A 16,199-nucleotide genomic window follows, 5' to 3' on the forward strand; every position below is an offset into this window, starting at 1 on the left:
CTCCACCACCTGCCGCAAATGCTCCGGCGTCGTCCCGCAACAACCACCGACCAAGGACAGGCCGTAGTCACGCACGAACGTCTCCTGCGCGTCCGCCAGTTCCGGGGCGGTCAGCGGGTAGTGGGCGCCGTCCTTGCCGAGCACCGGGAGGCCGGCGTTGGGCATGCAGGACAGGGGGACGCGAGAGTGACGGGCCAGGTAGCGCAGGTGCTCGCTCATCTCGGCCGGGCCCGTGGCGCAGTTGAGGCCGATCATGTCGATGCCCAGCGGCTCCAGCGCGGTCAGCGCCGCGCCGATCTCCGAACCCAGCAGCATCGTGCCGGTCGTCTCGACGGTCACCGAGACGATCAGCGGGCGGTCCTCGCCGAGCGCGTCGAGGGCGCGGCGGGCGCCCACGACGGCGGCCTTGGTCTGGAGCAGGTCCTGCGTGGTCTCGACGAGCAGCGCGTCGGCGCCGCCCGCGATCATGCCTTCGGCGTTCTGCTGGTAGGCGTCGCGCAGGGTGGTGTAGGGGGCGTGGCCCAGCGTGGGGAGCTTGGTGCCGGGGCCCATGGAGCCGAGGACCCAGCGCTGCTGCCCCGTCGAGGCGGTGAACTCGTCGGCGGTCTCGCGGGCGATGCGGGCGCCCGCCTCGGACAGTTCATACACGCGGTCGGCGATGTCGTACTCGCCGAGGGCGGCGTGGTTCGCCCCGAAGGTGTTCGTCTCCACGCAGTCGACGCCCACGGCGAAGTACGCCTCGTGGACGGAGCGGACGATGTCCGGGCGGGTCAGGTTCAGGATCTCGTTGCAGCCTTCGAGGTTCTCGAAGTCCTCCAGCGTGGGGTCCTGGGCCTGGAGCATGGTGCCCATCGCTCCGTCGGCCACCACCACGCGGGAGGCGAGCGCGTCTCGGAGTGCGGACACACGAGTCCGGCTGTCGGCGGAAGGGGTCGGCGGCACAGAGGCCATGAAAGGGCTCCCTCGGGTGCGACGGCTGTCGGCTTAGCTGCCGGAGGGCGTCCGGCAGACTCGATGCCACGGTACTAGCCGCCCTCATCGGTGTCGCCAAGGAGATCCCATCGGTGTCCCTCGGACCCCGCCGATCTCTGGCTGGGACTTGACCGCGGATCCGGGGTGACTCACCTGCGGCTGATACTCCTGACGCTGATGAGAGCGAGGATTCCGAGGCCGACGAGGGTGCCGGCGGCGCCGATCAGCTCTGCGGTCGTGTGCATGGACCCTCCAGCGGTCGGCAACAGCCTGGGAAACGGTTGGGATTTAGTCATATAGGCATGGCAACCGCACGGCCCGCGGAATCCGCAGCCGCACCGCCCCTGATTTCACTCGGAGAGCAGACACCGAGCGGTCCGGAAGCCGACGCGGCGCACCCGCGGAGCAGAAGTGGGGTGGCGGGTGGGCGGCCCCACGTTCGAACGCCTACGATCCTCTGTTGTGTCCAAACTGACCGACGTGCCCAAACGGATCCTGATCGGGCGCGCACTGCGCAGTGACCGGCTCGGCGAAACGCTCCTGCCGAAGCGCATCGCACTGCCCGTCTTCGCCTCCGACCCGCTGTCCTCCGTGGCGTACGCGCCGGGAGAGGTGCTGCTGGTCCTCTCCATCGCGGGCGTGTCGGCGTACCACTTCAGCCCCTGGATCGCTGTCGCGGTCGTCGTGCTGATGTTCACCGTGGTCGCCTCCTACCGGCAGAACGTGCACGCCTACCCGAGCGGCGGCGGCGACTACGAGGTGGCCAACACCAACCTCGGTCCCAAGGCGGGCCTCACGGTCGCCAGCGCCCTGCTCGTCGACTACGTGCTCACCGTCGCCGTCTCCATCTCCTCCGGTATCGAGAACCTCGGCTCGGCGGTCCCCTTCGTCGTCGAGCACAAGGTGCTCTGCGCGGTCGCCGTGATCGTGCTGCTCACGCTGATGAACCTGCGGGGGGTCAGGGAGTCGGGCACGCTGTTCGCGATTCCGACGTACGTCTTCGTCGCGGGCGTCTTCATCATGATCGCGTGGGGAGCCTTCCGCGGACTGGTCCTCGACGACACCATGCGGGCGCCGACGGCGGAGTACCAGATCAAGCCCGAGCACCAGGGCCTGGCCGGTTTCGCCCTGGTCTTCCTGCTGCTGCGCGCCTTCTCCTCCGGCTGTGCCGCACTCACCGGCGTGGAGGCGATCTCCAACGGCGTCCCGGCCTTCCGCAAACCCAAGTCGAAGAACGCGGCGAACACGCTGGCGTTGATGGGCCTGCTCGCCGTCACCATGTTCTGCGGCATCATCGCGTTGGCCGCGGTGACCAAGGTCCGCATGGCCGAGAACCCGGCCACCGACCTCGTCAACAACGGTGTCGCGCTCGGCTCCGACTACGTGCAGAACCCGGTGATCTCCCAGGTCGCCGAGGCCGTCTTCGGCAAGGGCAGCATCCTGTTCCTCGTGCTGGCCGGGGCCACCGCGCTGGTGCTGTTCCTCGCCGCGAACACCGCGTACAACGGCTTCCCGCTGCTCGGCTCGATCCTCGCCCAGGACCGCTACCTGCCCCGCCAGCTGCACACCCGCGGCGACCGCCTGGCCTTCTCCAACGGCATCGTGCTGCTCGCGGGCGCGGCCATGCTGCTCGTCGTGGTCTACGGCGCCGACTCGACCCGCCTGATCCAGCTCTACATCGTCGGCGTGTTCGTGTCCTTCACGCTCAGCCAGACCGGCATGGTCCGCCACTGGAACCGCCACCTGGCGACGGAGCGGGACCAGGCCAAGCGCCGCCGCATGATCCGTTCCCGCGCGATCAACGCCTTCGGCGCCTTCTTCACCGGCCTGGTGCTGGTCGTCGTCCTGGTCACCAAGTTCACGCACGGCGCGTGGGTCGCGCTGCTCGGCATGATGATCTTCTACGCGACGATGACGGCCATCCGTAAGCACTACGACCGGGTGGCCGAGGAGATCGCGGCCCCCGACGGCCCGAGCGACGACAGCGTACGGCCGTCGCGGGTCCACTCGGTCGTGCTCATCTCGAAGGTGCACCGACCGACGCTGCGGGCGCTGGCGTACGCCAAGCTGATGCGCTCGGACACCCTGGAGGCGCTCAGCGTCAACGTCGACCCGGCGGAGACCAAGGCGCTGCGCGCGGAGTGGGAGCGGCGCGGGATCGACGTACCGCTGAAGGTGCTCGACTCGCCGTACCGCGAGATCACGCGGCCGATCATCGAGTACGTGAAGAGCCTGCGCAAGGAGTCGCCGCGGGACGCGGTGGCCGTGATCATCCCCGAGTACGTGGTCGGCCACTGGTACGAGCAACTGCTGCACAACCAGAGCGCGCTAAGGCTGAAGGGCCGGCTCCTGTTCACCCCGGGCATCATGGTCACCTCGGTGCCCTACCAGCTGCAGTCCTCCGAGGTGGCGAAGAAGCGGGCCCGCAAGCGGCAGGACTGGAACGCGCCGGGTGCGGTACGACGCGGGCCGGCGCAGGAGCGGGCGAAGGACTCGTCGACACCGACGTAGACTGGTGGGCTGTTGTCCGCCCGTTCCACCCTCTTACGCACCTGGAGTCACCCCGCCATGCAGGCAGAACCGAAGAACACGCAGGCGGGGTCGCAGGCGCGGTCGCTGGTGGGGGAGGCTTACGAGGTCGAGGTCGGCCCCGTCGCCCACGGTGGTCACTGCATCGCCCGTACCGACGAGGGCCAGGTGCTGTTCGTCCGGCACGCGCTGCCCGGCGAACGGGTCGTGGCGCGGGTGGCCGACGGCGAGGAGGGTGCCCGGTTCCTGCGGGCGGACGCGGTCGAGGTGCTGTCGGCGTCCAAGGACCGCATCGAGGCCCCCTGCCCGTACGCCGGGCCCGGCCGCTGCGGCGGCTGCGACTGGCAGCACGCCAAGCCGGGCGCACAGCGCCGCCTCAAGGGCGAGGTCGTCACCGAGCAGCTTCAGCGGCTCGCCGGCCTCACGCCCGAGGAGGCGGGCTGGGACGGCACGGTGATGCCGGCCGAGGGCGACAAGCTTCCGGCGGGCCAGGTACCGCAGTGGCGCACCCGCGTGCAGTACGCGGTGGACCCCGACGGCAACGCCGGACTGCGCCGCCACCGCTCGCACGAGGTCGAGCCGATCGACCACTGCATGATCGCCGCGGAGGGTGTCAGCGAGCTGGGCATCGAGAAGCGCGACTGGGCGGGCATGGAGTCCGTCGAGGCGATCGCGGCGACCGGTTCGCAGGACCGCATGGTGATCCTGGAGCCCCGGCCCGGTGCCCGGCTGCCCCTCGTCGAGCTCGACCGGCCCGTCTCCGTCATGCGTGTCGAGGAGCACGACGGCGGCATCCACCGCGTCCACGGCCGTGCGTTCGTGCGCGAGCGCGCCGACGGCCGCACCCACCGCGTCGGCAGCGGCGGCTTCTGGCAGGTCCACCCGCAGGCGGCGGACACGCTGGTGACGGCCGTCATGCAGGGTCTGACTCCGCGCAAGGGCGAGATGGCGCTGGACCTGTACTGCGGTGTCGGCCTCTTCGCGGGCGCGCTCGCCGACCGGCTCGGCGACAAGGGCGCGGTCCTCGGCATCGAGTCCGGCAAGCGCGCGGTCGAGGACGCCCGGCACAACCTCGCGAACTTCGACCGCGTCCGCATCGAACAGGGCAAGGTCGAGGCGGTCCTGCCGCGCACGGGAATCACCGAGGTCGACCTGATCGTCCTGGACCCGCCGCGGGCGGGAGCGGGCCGCAAGACGGTGGCGCATCTGGCGTCGCTCGGGGCGCGGAGGATCGCGTACGTGGCCTGCGATCCGGCTGCGCTGGCGCGGGATCTGGGGTACTTCCGGGACGGGGGGTACCGGGTGCGGACGTTGCGGGTGTTCGACCTGTTTCCGATGACGCATCACGTGGAGTGTGTGGCGATTCTGGAGCCTGCGCACAAAGGCTCCTGACCTGCGGCTCCCCGGGGCGGATCGGTCGATGGCGGGTCGATCCCACCTGTTTCCCGCAGTGCTTCCATGACGCTCTCCCTGCCGTGGCGTCGCGCCTGTACCGGCGGGACCAAGGCCGCCATCCGCACCTCTCTGCTTCGCGGATCCAGGGCACCATGACCATGGGCGTCGACAGGCCGCTCGGCCGTAGAACTGCCCACGTCTGACCGGCCCGGGCGGTCGGGCTCGGCCCCGGCCTCCCGGGCCGTCCATGACCAGCCCGCGGCCGGCAAGGTCATCGCCATCACCGCGCCGGAGCGGCGGCACAGGCCTCGCCACCGTGCTCGGCCTGGCGGAGCGGGTGCGGCGGTCGTCCTCGGTGCGCGCGCGGCGACCGGCCGAACAGCTCGCCGCAAGGCCGCGCCGTAGGCCTGCCGGGCGATGTGCGGCGGCGTGAGACCCCGTGCGTCTCCTCGACACGGCGGTCACCGGATTCGGCCGGCTCGATGGGCTGGTCGACAACGCCGGCATCGGGCCGATGGCCCCGCTTCAGGACCTGTGCGCCGAAGAATGTCGGCGCGTCACCATCGTTTCGCCGTCCTCGTCGCACGTGACTGACGAGATTTTCGTAAGCCAGTCGACCGGTTTTTGGTTGACAAGTCGTTCGACCGGTTTTAATCTGCTTCACAGGCGGGAGAGCTGCGCCCGGTCTGCCGAGTGCCGTGCAGACGGGGAGAGGCGGACGGGGACAGGCGGGACCGACGGGCAGGCAGCGGGCGTATGGGGATACGTCTCGTCGGCCCGCTTTCTAGGTGGGGGGACCAACGGATGGCGAAGCAAGAGCGCTCGGAACGCACACTGGAGAAGTTGACCGTCTCGGCAGCCGAGCAGTTCGCGCTCCACGGCTTCGTCAAGGCGACGCTCGGTGATGTGAGTCGAGCGGCCGGCGTCACGAAGGGGGCGCTGTTCTTCCACTTCGCGACCAAGGACGATCTCGCGGCTGCCGTGCAGAGGCGGGGCCAGGACATCCTGGAGATGGTGATCGCGGACTTGTCCTGCGCCGAGGAGTCCTGCCTTCAGGTCGTCGTGAACGCCATGCACTCTCTGAGCCGTCTGCTGCGCTCGGACCCCTTCATCAGGGCCGGCGTGCGGATCGCGCGGGAGCGGACGGCCGGGGGTTCGGCCCCCATGGACTTCTACCCGCTGTGGCTGGGGCAGTTGGGGCAGGTGCTCGAAGAGGCGCGCAAGAAAGGCGAGTTGGCCGCCGACGTCGCCGATGTGTCCGCGCGCACGCTGGTCACCGCCGTGGTCTGCGGCGTCGAGACACTGGCGTGGATGGGGGTGTCCCAGGACGAGAGCGACAAGTGGCTCGAATCTCTGTGGGAACTGGTGCTTCCTGCCATCGCATCCGCGGACGGCCTCCGGCGCGTCAGGGCCACGGCGCCCGCAGCCATGCCATGAGTCACAGGCGGTGCTACAACTGCCACGGCCGGGATCCGGGGCAGATCTCAAGGGGGAGGAAACGTGAGCGCGTTGGCGGGGAAAACGGCACTGGTCACGGGTGCCAGCAGGGGAATAGGGCGGGGCATCGCGCAGAAGCTGGCGCAGGACGGCGCCGTGGTGGCGGTGCACTTCCGCGAGGACGAGAGAGCGGCCGAGGGAACCCTCAGAGCCATCCGGGACAGCGGCGGACGGGCTTTCGCGATACGAGCGGACCTGGGTGCGCCCGGGGGAGTGGAGAGTCTGTACGCCCAGTTCGACACCGGAGCGGCGCGGCACGGCACGGGCTCGGGCCTGGACGTACTCGTCAACAACGCGGGCGTCAGCGGGTCCGCCCGCATCGACGAGGTGACGCCGGAGCTCTTCGACCGGATCTTCGCAGTGAACACCAAGTCCCTGGTCTTCATGGCGCAGCGCGCATTGAAGCGCATGCCGGACGGGGGCCGCATCATCAACGTCTCGTCGGCGGCGGCCCGCATCGCCTATCCGGAGTCCTGCGTCTACTCCATGAGCAAGGGGGCGGTCGACACCTTCACCCTGGCGCTGGCCAAGGAAGTCGGGGCGCGTGCCATCACGGTGAACTCCGTCCGGCCCGGATTCGTCGAGACGGACATGAACGCAGGGAAGCGGCGTACAAAAGAAGCGGCGGCGGAACTGGCGTCGTGGTCCGTCTTCGACCGGCTGGGACAGCCGTCCGATGTGGCCGACATCGTCGCCTTTCTGGCGTCCGAGTCGTCGCGGTGGATCACCGGCCAGTGCATCGACGCCTCGGGTGGATCCCGGCTGTGACGGTGTCCACGGCGTGGTCGGGTTCGGTGCCGCCCCTCGCCCGCGGGCGGCACCCGACAGCTCGGTCGGCACCTCAGTCCGCGGTCGCGCCGCCGTTGATCACAGCCCACAGCTCCCCGGACCCCGCGGGCGCGAACCGGGCGAGGCGGCGAGCCGGGACGATCCCGGGCAGCAGCCACGTCCACATGTCCGCGACCCGGTCGTGCAGGTCCTCCCGGGAGGTACGCACCTGCGAGGTGATCTGCACCCCCGCGAACGCCCCCACGATGTAGGCCGACAGGTCGCCGACGTTGACCTCGGGCTTGACGTCCCCGGCGCCCTGGGCGTTCGCCACCATGTCGCGGACGGAGTCGATCCACTGGTTGTAGGGCGTCGGATCGGGTGCCGCGAACGAGCCGAGCTCTATGACGAGCCGGATGCCGGCCCGCAACCGGGTGCTGGAGCGCAGGCCGTGGGCCATCCGGTGCGTCAGGTCGATGGCCCGCTGCAGGGCGCGGAGTTCGGATTCGGCGCCGTCGGGGAGCAGTTCGAACTGTTCCGCCACCAGTTCCCGGGCCAGCGCCTCCTTCGACTGGAAGTGGAAGTACATGGCTCCCTTTGTGACACCGGAGTGCTGGGCGATGTCGGTGAGGCTGGTACTGCCGAATCCCGCCGCGTCGAACGCGGTCGCCGCGCCGTCCAGGATCGCCTGCCGCGTGACCTCCGCCCGCTCCTGCCGTGTTCTGCTTCCCGTCGCCATAGTCGTTTCTCCGTCCCACCGCGGTGCGGAAGACGGTCTTCCGCCCGTCTGATGATCACCACGATCCATAGCGTGCAAACTCCTTCTGCACTTCAGGTGAAGAATACCATTCGACTAGTATTGTTTGACGCGGGGTCACCGATACTCGTAGAGCCTTCGATTTCCTATCGGCCCTTATCAGAGCGTGCTCCTCACTTCAGCTTCCATCGCCGGGAGACAAGATGAATGCCCTTCTGCAAGCCGACCGTCCGCATTTCGAAGAAGCGCAGCAGCGCGGTCCCGAGCTGTTCGAACAGACCGTCCCGCGCAGCCTCGTGCACCGTGCCGCCGTGTCCGAGGTGTTGCTGACCGGGTGGCAGACCGTTCATGACGAGCACCGCCTCGGTGCGCAGTGGTCCCGCACGCACAGCTACTACGGCTCGGTCGACGGCCGCTGGCACGATCCGATGCTGTTCGCCGAAACGATTCGTCAGGCCTGTCTGCTGTTAGCCCACGAAGCTCTCGACGTCCCCATGGGCGTCGGCTTCCTCACCGAGTCCACCGCGTTCGAGGTCGCCGAGGAGCGGGTATGTCTGTCCCGGCCGGCCCGCCCTGCCCACGTGCTGCTCGACATGCGCCTCAGCCACATCAAGCGCCGTGCCGGGATGGTCAGCTGTTACGCCTACGACGTCGTCGCCCACCGCGACGGGGAGCGGCTCGGCAGCGGCCGGCTGAGAGGCAAGGTCACCTCGCCGGCGGTCTACCGGCGGCTGCGCGGCGACCGTATCGACGCTCGTCCGCCGCACACCACGGTCGCCCCGGTCGACCCCCGGCTGGTGGGCCGGGACTGTGAGTCCGACGTCGTGCTGGGCGCATCAGCCGTCGCCGGTGCCCACCCGCTGCGGATCGTCGCCGAGCATCCGGTGCTCTTCGACCACCCGGTGGACCATGTGCCCGGCATGGTGCTCATGGAAGCGGCCCGGCAGGCGGGTCTGCTGGCGCTGGGAACGCCCGGCGGTCTGCTGGTCGCCTGCGAGGCACAGTTCAGGCGCTACGTCGAGTTCGACATACCCTGCCTCGTGTCCGCGGACGAGCCGGAGCATGACGGCAGGGGACGCCACACCCTCACCGTCCGATTCCTCCAGGACGGCAGCGAGGTCGGCACATGCCGGGTCGGGATCCTCGCCGCAACCGGGGAGTGAGCGGCACATGACCGTACTGATCCCTCCTGCGCGCGCGACGGGCACCGTCCTGGTGGCGGGAGGCACCGGCTTCATCGGGGGCGCCGTGGTGCGCGCGCTGCGGTCCCGTGCCGAGCCGGCCGAAGCCCCGCAGGTGAGGGTGCTGTCCCGGGGCGGACAGGCCGCTCACCGCTCCGGCGGGGTGCGGCACATCGGCGCCGATCTCACCCGTCCCGAGACGCTGCGCGGGGTGTGCGAGGGCGTCACGACGCTGGTGCACACCGCCTCCTACGTGGGACGCGATCCCGACCGCTGCCAGGCCGTCAACCACTTCGGCGTCCTGGCCCTGCTGGACGAGGCCCGGCGCGCCGGGGTCGAGCGCGTCATCTACATGAGCACCGCGTCCGTGTACGGAACCGGCCCGCACCGCGGAGCGAGCGAAGGCGAGCTCACACCACGCCCCGGCTCCCCGGCGAGTGAGTCCCGGCTGCGTGCCGAGTCCGCCGTCCTCGACGCCGGCGGCATCGTGCTGCGGCCGCACCTGGTCTACGGGGAGGGCGACCGCTGGGTGATCCCGAACCTCGCCCGAATGCTGACGGCCGTCCCGGACTGGCCGGCGCAGACGAGGCCGCTCATTTCGCTGATCTCCGTACGGGACCTGGCGCGCTGTGTGGCGGCGCTCGCTTGCGACCTCGAGACTGCGGAGGGTCCCGAGATCTACCACGCGGCCGATCCGCGTCCGCTGCCCGTCGGCCGGCTGCTGCTCGCTCTGCATCGTGCGCTGGGGCTGCCGTTGCCGCGGGGGGACATCTCCCCGGCTGAACACCGGGCCCGCCTCGGGCGTGCCCTGCCCTCGATCTCCGACCATCAGTACGCCCTCGTCACCCAGGACCACTGGTACGACGGACGGAAGCTGTGGGAGCGGTCCGGCGAGGCGCCCGGGCCCGGGTTCGAGGAGCAGTTCGCCGCATGCCGGGACTGGTACGCGCGGCATCCGGCCTGACTCCGGCCGGTGCCGGGCGGAAGCCGACCGGCACCGGCCACCGCGTCACGGGGCGTCGTGGAAGATCACGCCGAGGACGTGCCGCTGTCCTTCGTGCACCGCGCTCACCCCGTGGCGCAGCATGAAACGGCTCCAGCCCCGCGCCGACGGGACCGGACGGTCGTGCACCGCGAAGATCAGTCCCTGCCCCTGGCCCGGGCGCTTCACCACCGGACGGGACTGGGCGCGCGGACGCTGCTCGACGAAGACGCTCTCACCCCCGGTGAAGTCGACGTCGGGGCGGTCCAGCATCACCGCCACCTGCAGCGGGAACGTCAGCTCGCCGTAGACGTCCTGGTGCAGGCAGTTGTAGTCACCCGGGCCGTAGCGCAACAGCAGGGGCGTGGGCCGCAGCTGTCCGGCCGCGGCGCACGCCGCCGTCAGTTCCTCGTGGGTGCCAGGAAACCGGGGCCGGTCCAGGCGCTCCGCCCACTGGTTGGCGATCCGGGCCAGCGGCGGATACAGCCGCCTGCGCAGGGCGGTCACCACCGGAGGCAGGGGCGCGGCGAAATAGCGGTAGTGGCCACTGCCGAAGCGGTGGCGGCTCATGTCGACGGTGCTGCGGAACGCCTCGTCCCGGTCGAACAGCGCGCGGACCTCCTCGCATGCGCGCGGCGACAGCAAGGGCGGGGTGACGGCGACGCCCTCGGCGTCCAGCGCCGCGGTCACCGCGGACCAGTCCAGTGCGTCGACGGCGGGCAGTTCCATCGTGTCGTCGGTACCGGCGTCGGGCGCGGTGGGGAGGCGGCCGTGGTCCATGCCCGGCAGGTGAGGGGTGTCGTAGCTGGTCAGTGTGGGCTCCGCGGTCGTGGACGGAGGCGGGCGCCGGAGGCGGGGGAATGGTTGCTCCGGCGCCCGCCGGTTCAGAGGGAGGCCGAGGGCGTGCGCCCGGACTCCAGGTCGAGCAGGAACCGCTTGGCCACGACACCGCCTGCGTAGCCGGTCAGGCGACCGCCTGAGCCGACCACCCGGTGGCAGGGCAGCACCACGCACAGGGGGTTCGCGCCGAGTGCGGTGCCCACGGCCCGCGCGGCCCGCGGCCGTCCGAGCGCGGTGGCCAGCTCGGCGTAGGTGCCCGTCGCCCCGTACGGAAGGAGCTCGTCCAGCCGCTCCACGGTCGTGCGGCTGAACGGTGTGGCCAGGCGGAGATCCATCCGTACGGTGAACGCGCGGCTGCCGCCTTCGAGGTACGTGTCCAGCTGGCGGCGCGCCTCCTCGATGATCCGCTGCTGGGCGGGGGTGGCTGCGTCGGCGTCCACGGCGGTGAGGCCACCGCGCATGAGCCGGGCCACCGCCTGCTCGTGGTCGTCGAAGGCGCACAGCACCAGCGCGTCGTCGGTGGCCGCGAGGGTCAGGGAGCCCAGCGGGGTGCGGTGCGAGGTGAGTGCCGCGGTGGATGGGGTGGGCATAGGGACCTCTCTGTGGTGCTCTGTGGCGCGCCGGGTCAGACGGTGATGGGCCGGCAGCTCTTGCAGGCCCGGTAACCCGCCTCGCGGGCGTCCTGCGCGGTGCGGAAGTGCACCCGGTGCCCCGGAGTGATGCGGCGGGCGTGGGCGCAGGTCGGATGGCAGTAGATGAAGGTGGTGTCGCTGCCGAGGAACACCGCGCCGGCCCGGGACAGCTCCGCCACCCGGCGCATGTCGATGTGCTCGGCCCGGCGCAGTGCCTCGCCCGCCTTCGGCAGGTACGCGGCGTCGCACGGCGATCCGTTGTCGTGCGTGACCCGGTGGCACGGTATGAGCACCGCGACGGGATTGGCCGCCAGTGCGCGCAGCACGTCGGAGGCCGGGGGCGGCGCCTCGGGGTCGGCCTCGCGGGCGATCCAGCCGAGCGGCCGCAGCTGCCCCGCGGGGATGTTCCGCACGGCCTCCAGGATCGTGCGCTGCTCCTCCGGCAGGCCGGACAGGTCGATCGCCAGCCGGCGGGCCCGGCCGGTGCGCAGCGCGGGGACGAGCCCGGGCAGCGGCCTGCCTCCCGAGATCGCCGAGCGGCCGGTGCGCGCGCGGTGCCGTTCCTCGAAGCCTGTCGCGGTCAGGCCTGCCGAGTCCAGGCAGGCACCCGTCACCGCCTGTGGGCTCGAGGCCACGAACAGCCCACCCGCCGCCGTGTCGAGGCGTACGTACGTGTCGTAGCGGTCCTCGGAGATACCCACACGGCGCAGCGCGCGCAGCGCGAAGTCCTCCGGCGCACCGGTTGCGAGATCGGGCAGACGCCGCGTGACCGCGTCGCCGTCGCTTTCGTTCACATCGTCACCTCCTTCAGCGCCGTCGGTTCCGGCTCGAGCAGTCGCCGCAGGCCGGCCAGCCCGCGGGAGACCTGCGCCTTGGCGGTGCCGACCGCGCAGCCCTGCACCTCGGCCACCTCGCTGTAGCTCATCCCGACCACATGGTGAAGCACGACCGGTATGCGGTGGTGCTCGGGTAAGGCCGACAGCGCCGTGACCAGACGTGACCGGTCCTCAGCGGTCGCCGCGCGCTCCTCCGGACCGGGGCTGTGGTCCGGCCAGACATCCATGGTCTCTTCCACGGGCAGCCCGGCCGTGACCGGACGCCGTGTTCGCGTACGGACGTGATTGCGCCACACGTTCGCCGCGATGGTCATCAGCCACGCACGGGGACGCAGCTCACGGCGCCGTGCGGGGGGGTACCCCTGCAGGGCCGTGTAGGCGCGCAGAAACGTCTCCTGGCCCAGGTCGTCCGCCTCGGCGAAGGAGCCGGAGACCCGGTACAGGAACGCGTGCACCACCCCGGCGTGCACCCGGACCAGCTCGGTGAAGCCGGCTTCGAGGTGCGCCGCCAGGAGATCGGTCAGCTGCTCGGCCTTGTCGTCCATCACTGAAACAAACACCGTCCTGGGCCAGGGTGTTGCAGAGGGAGAGGAGCGGTCATCCGTGGGCCGCCGGAGCGTCGAGCGCGGAGCTGCCGGTCAGGACCGCTTGGTACAGGCGCCGCATCCGGGGGACGGGCTCGATCCCCAGGGAGTCGCCGAGCGCCTGGCGCAGCCCGTGGAAGACGTCACCAGCGCGTTTGCGGTCGCCGGAGCGGTACAGCGCCACCATCAGCTGAGCGTGCACGTTCTCGTGGGTCGGGTGGCGCGCGGTCAGATCACTCAGCTCGTCGACCAGCTCCCGATGCTTGCCGAGCGCCAGATCGGCTTCTATGCGCTGTTCCAGTACCCCTTGGCGGGTCTCCGCCAGCTCCGCCAGGTGCGGTGAGCTGAGGGGGCCGGTCCGGACGTCGGACAGCGCGGGCCCGCGCCACTGCGCGAGGGCCAGGGTGAACATCTCCGACGCTGTGCGGTGGTCCCCTGCGGCAGCTGCCAGGCGTCCCCGCCGGGTCAGCTCCGTGAACCGGAAGCGGTCGAAGTCGGTCGTTTCGAGGGCGAGCTGATAACCCTGGTTCCGGGTCAGCAGCAGATGGCTGCGGTCGCCGCGGGGGCCGCGCAGAGCCTGCCTTATGTGGAGCACGTAGGTCTGGAGCGTGGACATCGCGCTCTTGGGGGGAGTCGACCCCCACAATTCGGTGATGCAGTCGCCGGCCCGCACCATCTGCGGCGTGTTCAGCATGAGGAACGCGAGGAGCTGGCGCGGTTTCGGTGCGCTCGGTACCAGGTTTACCTCACCATCGGAAAGTAAGAGGGAGCCGAGAACACCCGATTTCATGTCGAATTCCTATCCCCGTAGTGTTGTAACACTTCGAACAGGCATCCCATTCCCGCATCGAGGATAGGTAGATTGCTGTTTATGTGTCAAACGGGAGGTCGCCGATAATAAATTCGGTCAGCCAGCCGGTTCTTTTTCTGTTGATATTCAGGAAGGTAATCTGGCGGCTATCTGATCGGCCGCGTCCGGGCCGTATGCGGATCTGATGCGGGCCGCCAGCCTCTTCGGCACCAGCGGGTAGCCCTGGGCGTCGGGCGACTCGAGTGCGGCTGCTGCCAGGGCGCACCCGAGCTGGGCCCCGCGCTCGGCGCACCACCCCCAGACGGCACCCGCCAGAAAGCCGGCCCGGAACGCCTCGGAGGTTCCGGACGGATCGCCCTCCTGCGCCGCGCGCACCGCCTCGACGCGGGCTTCGGGGCTCCCGCGCCGCGCGACGACCACTCCGCGCAGCCCGCGCGTGACGACCCAGGTGCCCACCCGGCCGAGCAGTTCCGCGTCGCCCCACCCGGTGAGTTCCTGGAGCAGCGGCACGTCGAACTCGTCCGTGAACGCGTAGCGGGCCCCGTCGACGAGCCTGCGGGCCTGGTGGCTGGTGAGGCGGGACAGCCGATCGCCGGGGTCGGCCGCGAAGGGGATGCCGAGCCTCCGGCACTCCTCGGTGTGCCGCACCATGGCCTCGACGTCCCCCGCCGCCACCACCACGAGGCCCAGCCCGCCGATCCGGCGTGCGGCCGGCAGCAGGGTGATGTGCCGGGACTCGGTCTGCGCGCCCTCGTACGACAGCCTGAGCCGGCCGTCCTCGGCGTCCCTGATCTCCACCGCCCGCGCCGTGTCCAGTTCCTCGCTGACGCGGACGAGTTCCAGGTCCACGCCGTACGACAGCAGGGAGCGGCCGTAGTCGGCGAAGTCCTTGCCGACCGCTCCGGCCAGGAGCGGGCGAAGGGCGAGACGGCCCAGACCCGCGGCGATGTTGGCGCCCGCTCCGCCACGGCGCACGCGCAGGGTCTCGGCACGCACCGCGGCGGCGCCGCGGCCCATGGCCGTGCCGTCGGTGAGCCGGCCCGCGACGGTCAGCACATGGTCGGTCGCAATGGCGCCGGTCACGGCTATACGCATGGTGATCAACTCCCAGTGAGCGCTGGCCCGTCAGGAGGCGACGACGCGGCCCCGGACCACACGAAGGTCCGGGGCCGCGTTCGGGCGGACGGTTACCGCCCGACGGCCCGGCGCAGCGCGTCGACGCGGTCGGTCCGCTCCCAGCTGAAGTCGGGCAGTTCGCGCCCGAAGTGGCCGTAGGCGGCTGTCTGGGCGTACAGGGGGCGCAGCAGGTCCAGGTCGCGGATGATCGCGGCCGGGCGGAGGTCGAAGACCGCCGTCACGGCCTGCTCGATGGCGGCCTGCGGGACGGTGGCGGTACCGAAGGTCTCGACGAAGAGACCGACGGGTTCGGCTTTGCCGATGGCGTAGGCGACCTGCACCTCGCACCGGGTGGCCAGGCCCGCGGCGACGACGTTCTTGGCGACCCAGCGCATGGCGTAGGCGGCGCTGCGGTCGACCTTGGAGGGGTCCTTGCCGGAGAAGGCGCCGCCGCCGTGGCGGGCGTAGCCGCCGTAGGTGTCGATGATGATCTTGCGGCCGGTCAGGCCGGCGTCGCCCATCGGGCCGCCGATCTCGAAGCGGCCGGTGGGGTTGACCAGCAGGCGGTAGCCCTCGGTCTCCAGTTTGACGCCCTCCTGGGCCAGCTCGTCCAGGACGTGCTCGACGACGTGTTCGCGAAGGTCGGGGGTGAGCAGGGAGTCCAGGTCGATGTCGCTCGCGTGCTGCGAGGAGACGACGACGGTGTCGAGGCGCTTCGGCTTGCTGCCCAGGTACTCGATGGTGACCTGGGTCTTGCCGTCCGGGCGCAGATAGGGCACGGTCCCGTTCCGCCGCACCTCGGACAGCCGCCGCGAGAGGCGGTGGGCCAGGTGGATGGGCAGCGGCATGAGGCTGGGCGTCTCGTCGCAGGCGTAACCGAACATCAGGCCCTGGTCGCCGGCGCCCTGCAGGGCCAGCCGGTCCTCCTCGTCCGCCGTCAAGGTGCCGTCGACCCGCTTCTCGTAGGCGGTGTCGACGCCCTGGGCGATGTCGGGGGACTGGGCTCCGATCGAGACGGACACACCGCAGGAGGCGCCGTCGAACCCCTTGGCGGAGGAGTCGTAGCCGATCTCCAGGACGGCTTCGCGCACGAGGGCGGGAATGTCCACGTAGGCGGTGGTGGTGACCTCGCCCGCGACATGGACCTGGCCGGTGGTGATCAGGGTCTCCACCGCGACGCGTGCCGTGGGGTCCTGGGCGAGGAGTGCGTCGAGGATCGTGTCGCTGATGCGGTCGGCGATCTTGTCGGGATGACCTTCGGTCACCGATTCCGAGGTGAAGAGCCGGGCAGACATGAGA

The 16,199-nt window shown here is 70.6% G+C and carries 15 protein-coding genes; 6 read left to right on the forward strand and 9 right to left on the reverse strand.

Annotated elements, in window-relative coordinates; genetic code table 11:
- A partial coding sequence (locus tag KUM49_RS08170) for a homocysteine S-methyltransferase family protein (RefSeq protein ID WP_217236051.1) occupies positions 1 to 951 on the reverse strand: 951 nt, incomplete at its 3' end.
- A gap of 483 nt (positions 952 to 1,434) precedes the next feature.
- On the opposite strand from KUM49_RS08170, the gene KUM49_RS08175 reads away from it, so the two are divergent.
- The 4 genes from KUM49_RS08175 to KUM49_RS08190 all read left to right on the forward strand — a co-directional run bounded on the left by KUM49_RS08175 (position 1,435) and on the right by KUM49_RS08190 (position 7,161).
- Positions 1,435 to 3,483, forward strand: a complete 2,049-nt coding sequence (locus KUM49_RS08175) for an APC family permease (RefSeq protein ID WP_217236052.1) — start codon at positions 1,435 to 1,437, stop codon at positions 3,481 to 3,483.
- Positions 3,484 to 3,540: 57 nt separating this feature from the next.
- The gene (locus tag KUM49_RS08180; RefSeq protein ID WP_217236053.1) at positions 3,541 to 4,893 is read left to right on the forward strand and encodes a class I SAM-dependent RNA methyltransferase; all 1,353 of its coding nucleotides are present in this window, start codon (positions 3,541 to 3,543) and stop codon (positions 4,891 to 4,893) included.
- Positions 4,894 to 5,700: 807 nt separating this feature from the next.
- The gene (locus KUM49_RS08185; protein WP_217236054.1) at positions 5,701 to 6,333 is read left to right on the forward strand and encodes a ScbR family autoregulator-binding transcription factor; all 633 of its coding nucleotides are present in this window, start codon (positions 5,701 to 5,703) and stop codon (positions 6,331 to 6,333) included.
- A gap of 63 nt (positions 6,334 to 6,396) precedes the next feature.
- Positions 6,397 to 7,161: an SDR family oxidoreductase gene (locus KUM49_RS08190; RefSeq protein ID WP_217236055.1), complete on the forward strand. Its 765-nt coding sequence runs from the start codon at positions 6,397 to 6,399 to the stop codon at positions 7,159 to 7,161.
- A 73-nt stretch (positions 7,162 to 7,234) separates the two neighbouring features.
- On the opposite strand, the gene KUM49_RS08195 is transcribed toward KUM49_RS08190, so the two are convergent.
- Positions 7,235 to 7,900 (reverse strand): ScbR family autoregulator-binding transcription factor, encoded by a 666-nt coding sequence (locus tag KUM49_RS08195; RefSeq protein WP_217236056.1) that lies wholly within the window; start codon positions 7,898 to 7,900, stop codon positions 7,235 to 7,237.
- A gap of 221 nt (positions 7,901 to 8,121) precedes the next feature.
- Here KUM49_RS08195 and KUM49_RS08200 point away from each other — a divergent pair, with 221 nt between their 5' ends.
- Both KUM49_RS08200 and KUM49_RS08205 read left to right on the forward strand, forming a co-directional pair.
- Positions 8,122 to 9,081 carry a ScbA/BarX family gamma-butyrolactone biosynthesis protein gene (locus KUM49_RS08200; RefSeq protein ID WP_217236057.1) on the forward strand — a complete coding sequence of 320 codons (960 nt, stop codon included), beginning with the start codon at positions 8,122 to 8,124 and terminating at the stop codon, positions 9,079 to 9,081.
- A gap of 7 nt (positions 9,082 to 9,088) precedes the next feature.
- Entirely contained in the window at positions 9,089 to 10,063 is a 975-nt protein-coding gene (locus KUM49_RS08205; RefSeq protein ID WP_217236058.1) for an NAD(P)-dependent oxidoreductase, read from the forward strand.
- A 45-nt stretch (positions 10,064 to 10,108) separates the two neighbouring features.
- On the opposite strand, the gene KUM49_RS08210 is transcribed toward KUM49_RS08205, so the two are convergent.
- The 7 genes from KUM49_RS08210 to metK all read right to left on the reverse strand — a co-directional run bounded on the left by KUM49_RS08210 (position 10,109) and on the right by metK (position 16,195).
- Complete coding sequence (locus KUM49_RS08210) at positions 10,109 to 10,861, reverse strand: 2OG-Fe(II) oxygenase (RefSeq protein ID WP_254400925.1); 753 nt, start codon at positions 10,859 to 10,861, stop codon at positions 10,109 to 10,111.
- Between the two features lie 104 nt (positions 10,862 to 10,965).
- Positions 10,966 to 11,511 (reverse strand): methylated-DNA--[protein]-cysteine S-methyltransferase, encoded by a 546-nt coding sequence (locus tag KUM49_RS08215; RefSeq protein WP_217236059.1) that lies wholly within the window; start codon positions 11,509 to 11,511, stop codon positions 10,966 to 10,968.
- Between the two features lie 35 nt (positions 11,512 to 11,546).
- Entirely contained in the window at positions 11,547 to 12,347 is an 801-nt protein-coding gene (locus KUM49_RS08220; protein WP_308406566.1) for an MGMT family protein, read from the reverse strand.
- Positions 12,344 to 12,934 (reverse strand): RNA polymerase sigma factor, encoded by a 591-nt coding sequence (locus tag KUM49_RS08225; RefSeq protein WP_217236060.1) that lies wholly within the window; start codon positions 12,932 to 12,934, stop codon positions 12,344 to 12,346. The genes KUM49_RS08220 and KUM49_RS08225 overlap by 4 nt, the downstream gene beginning before the upstream one ends.
- A gap of 52 nt (positions 12,935 to 12,986) precedes the next feature.
- Positions 12,987 to 13,763 (reverse strand): AfsR/SARP family transcriptional regulator, encoded by a 777-nt coding sequence (locus KUM49_RS08230; RefSeq protein WP_217236061.1) that lies wholly within the window; start codon positions 13,761 to 13,763, stop codon positions 12,987 to 12,989.
- Positions 13,764 to 13,910: 147 nt separating this feature from the next.
- A complete protein-coding gene (locus KUM49_RS08235; RefSeq protein ID WP_217236062.1) occupies positions 13,911 to 14,879 on the reverse strand; it encodes a PfkB family carbohydrate kinase in 969 nt (322 codons plus the stop codon).
- 92 nt (positions 14,880 to 14,971) lie between these two features.
- Positions 14,972 to 16,195: a methionine adenosyltransferase gene (metK, locus tag KUM49_RS08240; RefSeq protein WP_217236063.1), complete on the reverse strand. Its 1,224-nt coding sequence runs from the start codon at positions 16,193 to 16,195 to the stop codon at positions 14,972 to 14,974.
- Between the last annotated feature and the right edge of the window lie 4 nt (positions 16,196 to 16,199).

Source organism: Streptomyces sp. AC555_RSS877 (assembly GCF_019049245.1).
Classification (GTDB): Bacteria; Actinomycetota; Actinomycetes; order Streptomycetales; family Streptomycetaceae; genus Streptomyces.

Bases quoted from the DNA above. Each gene is read 5' to 3' on its own strand.
- KUM49_RS08195 (WP_217236056.1), bottom strand. From the start codon at position 7,900: ATGGCGACGGGAAGCAGAACACGGCAGGAGCGGGCGGAGGTCACGCGG.
- KUM49_RS08185 (WP_217236054.1), top strand. From the start codon at position 5,701: ATGGCGAAGCAAGAGCGCTCGGAACGCACACTGGAGAAGTTGACCGTC.
- KUM49_RS08210 (WP_254400925.1), bottom strand. From the start codon at position 10,861: ATGGACCACGGCCGCCTCCCCACCGCGCCCGACGCCGGTACCGACGAC.
- KUM49_RS08225 (WP_217236060.1), bottom strand. From the start codon at position 12,934: ATGGACGACAAGGCCGAGCAGCTGACCGATCTCCTGGCGGCGCACCTC.
- KUM49_RS08230 (WP_217236061.1), bottom strand. From the start codon at position 13,763: ATGAAATCGGGTGTTCTCGGCTCCCTCTTACTTTCCGATGGTGAGGTA.
- KUM49_RS08235 (WP_217236062.1), bottom strand. From the start codon at position 14,879: ATGCGTATAGCCGTGACCGGCGCCATTGCGACCGACCATGTGCTGACC.
- KUM49_RS08205 (WP_217236058.1), top strand. From the start codon at position 9,089: ATGACCGTACTGATCCCTCCTGCGCGCGCGACGGGCACCGTCCTGGTG.
- KUM49_RS08200 (WP_217236057.1), top strand. From the start codon at position 8,122: ATGAATGCCCTTCTGCAAGCCGACCGTCCGCATTTCGAAGAAGCGCAG.
- metK (WP_217236063.1), bottom strand. From the start codon at position 16,195: ATGTCTGCCCGGCTCTTCACCTCGGAATCGGTGACCGAAGGTCATCCC.
- KUM49_RS08215 (WP_217236059.1), bottom strand. From the start codon at position 11,511: ATGCCCACCCCATCCACCGCGGCACTCACCTCGCACCGCACCCCGCTG.
- KUM49_RS08180 (WP_217236053.1), top strand. From the start codon at position 3,541: ATGCAGGCAGAACCGAAGAACACGCAGGCGGGGTCGCAGGCGCGGTCG.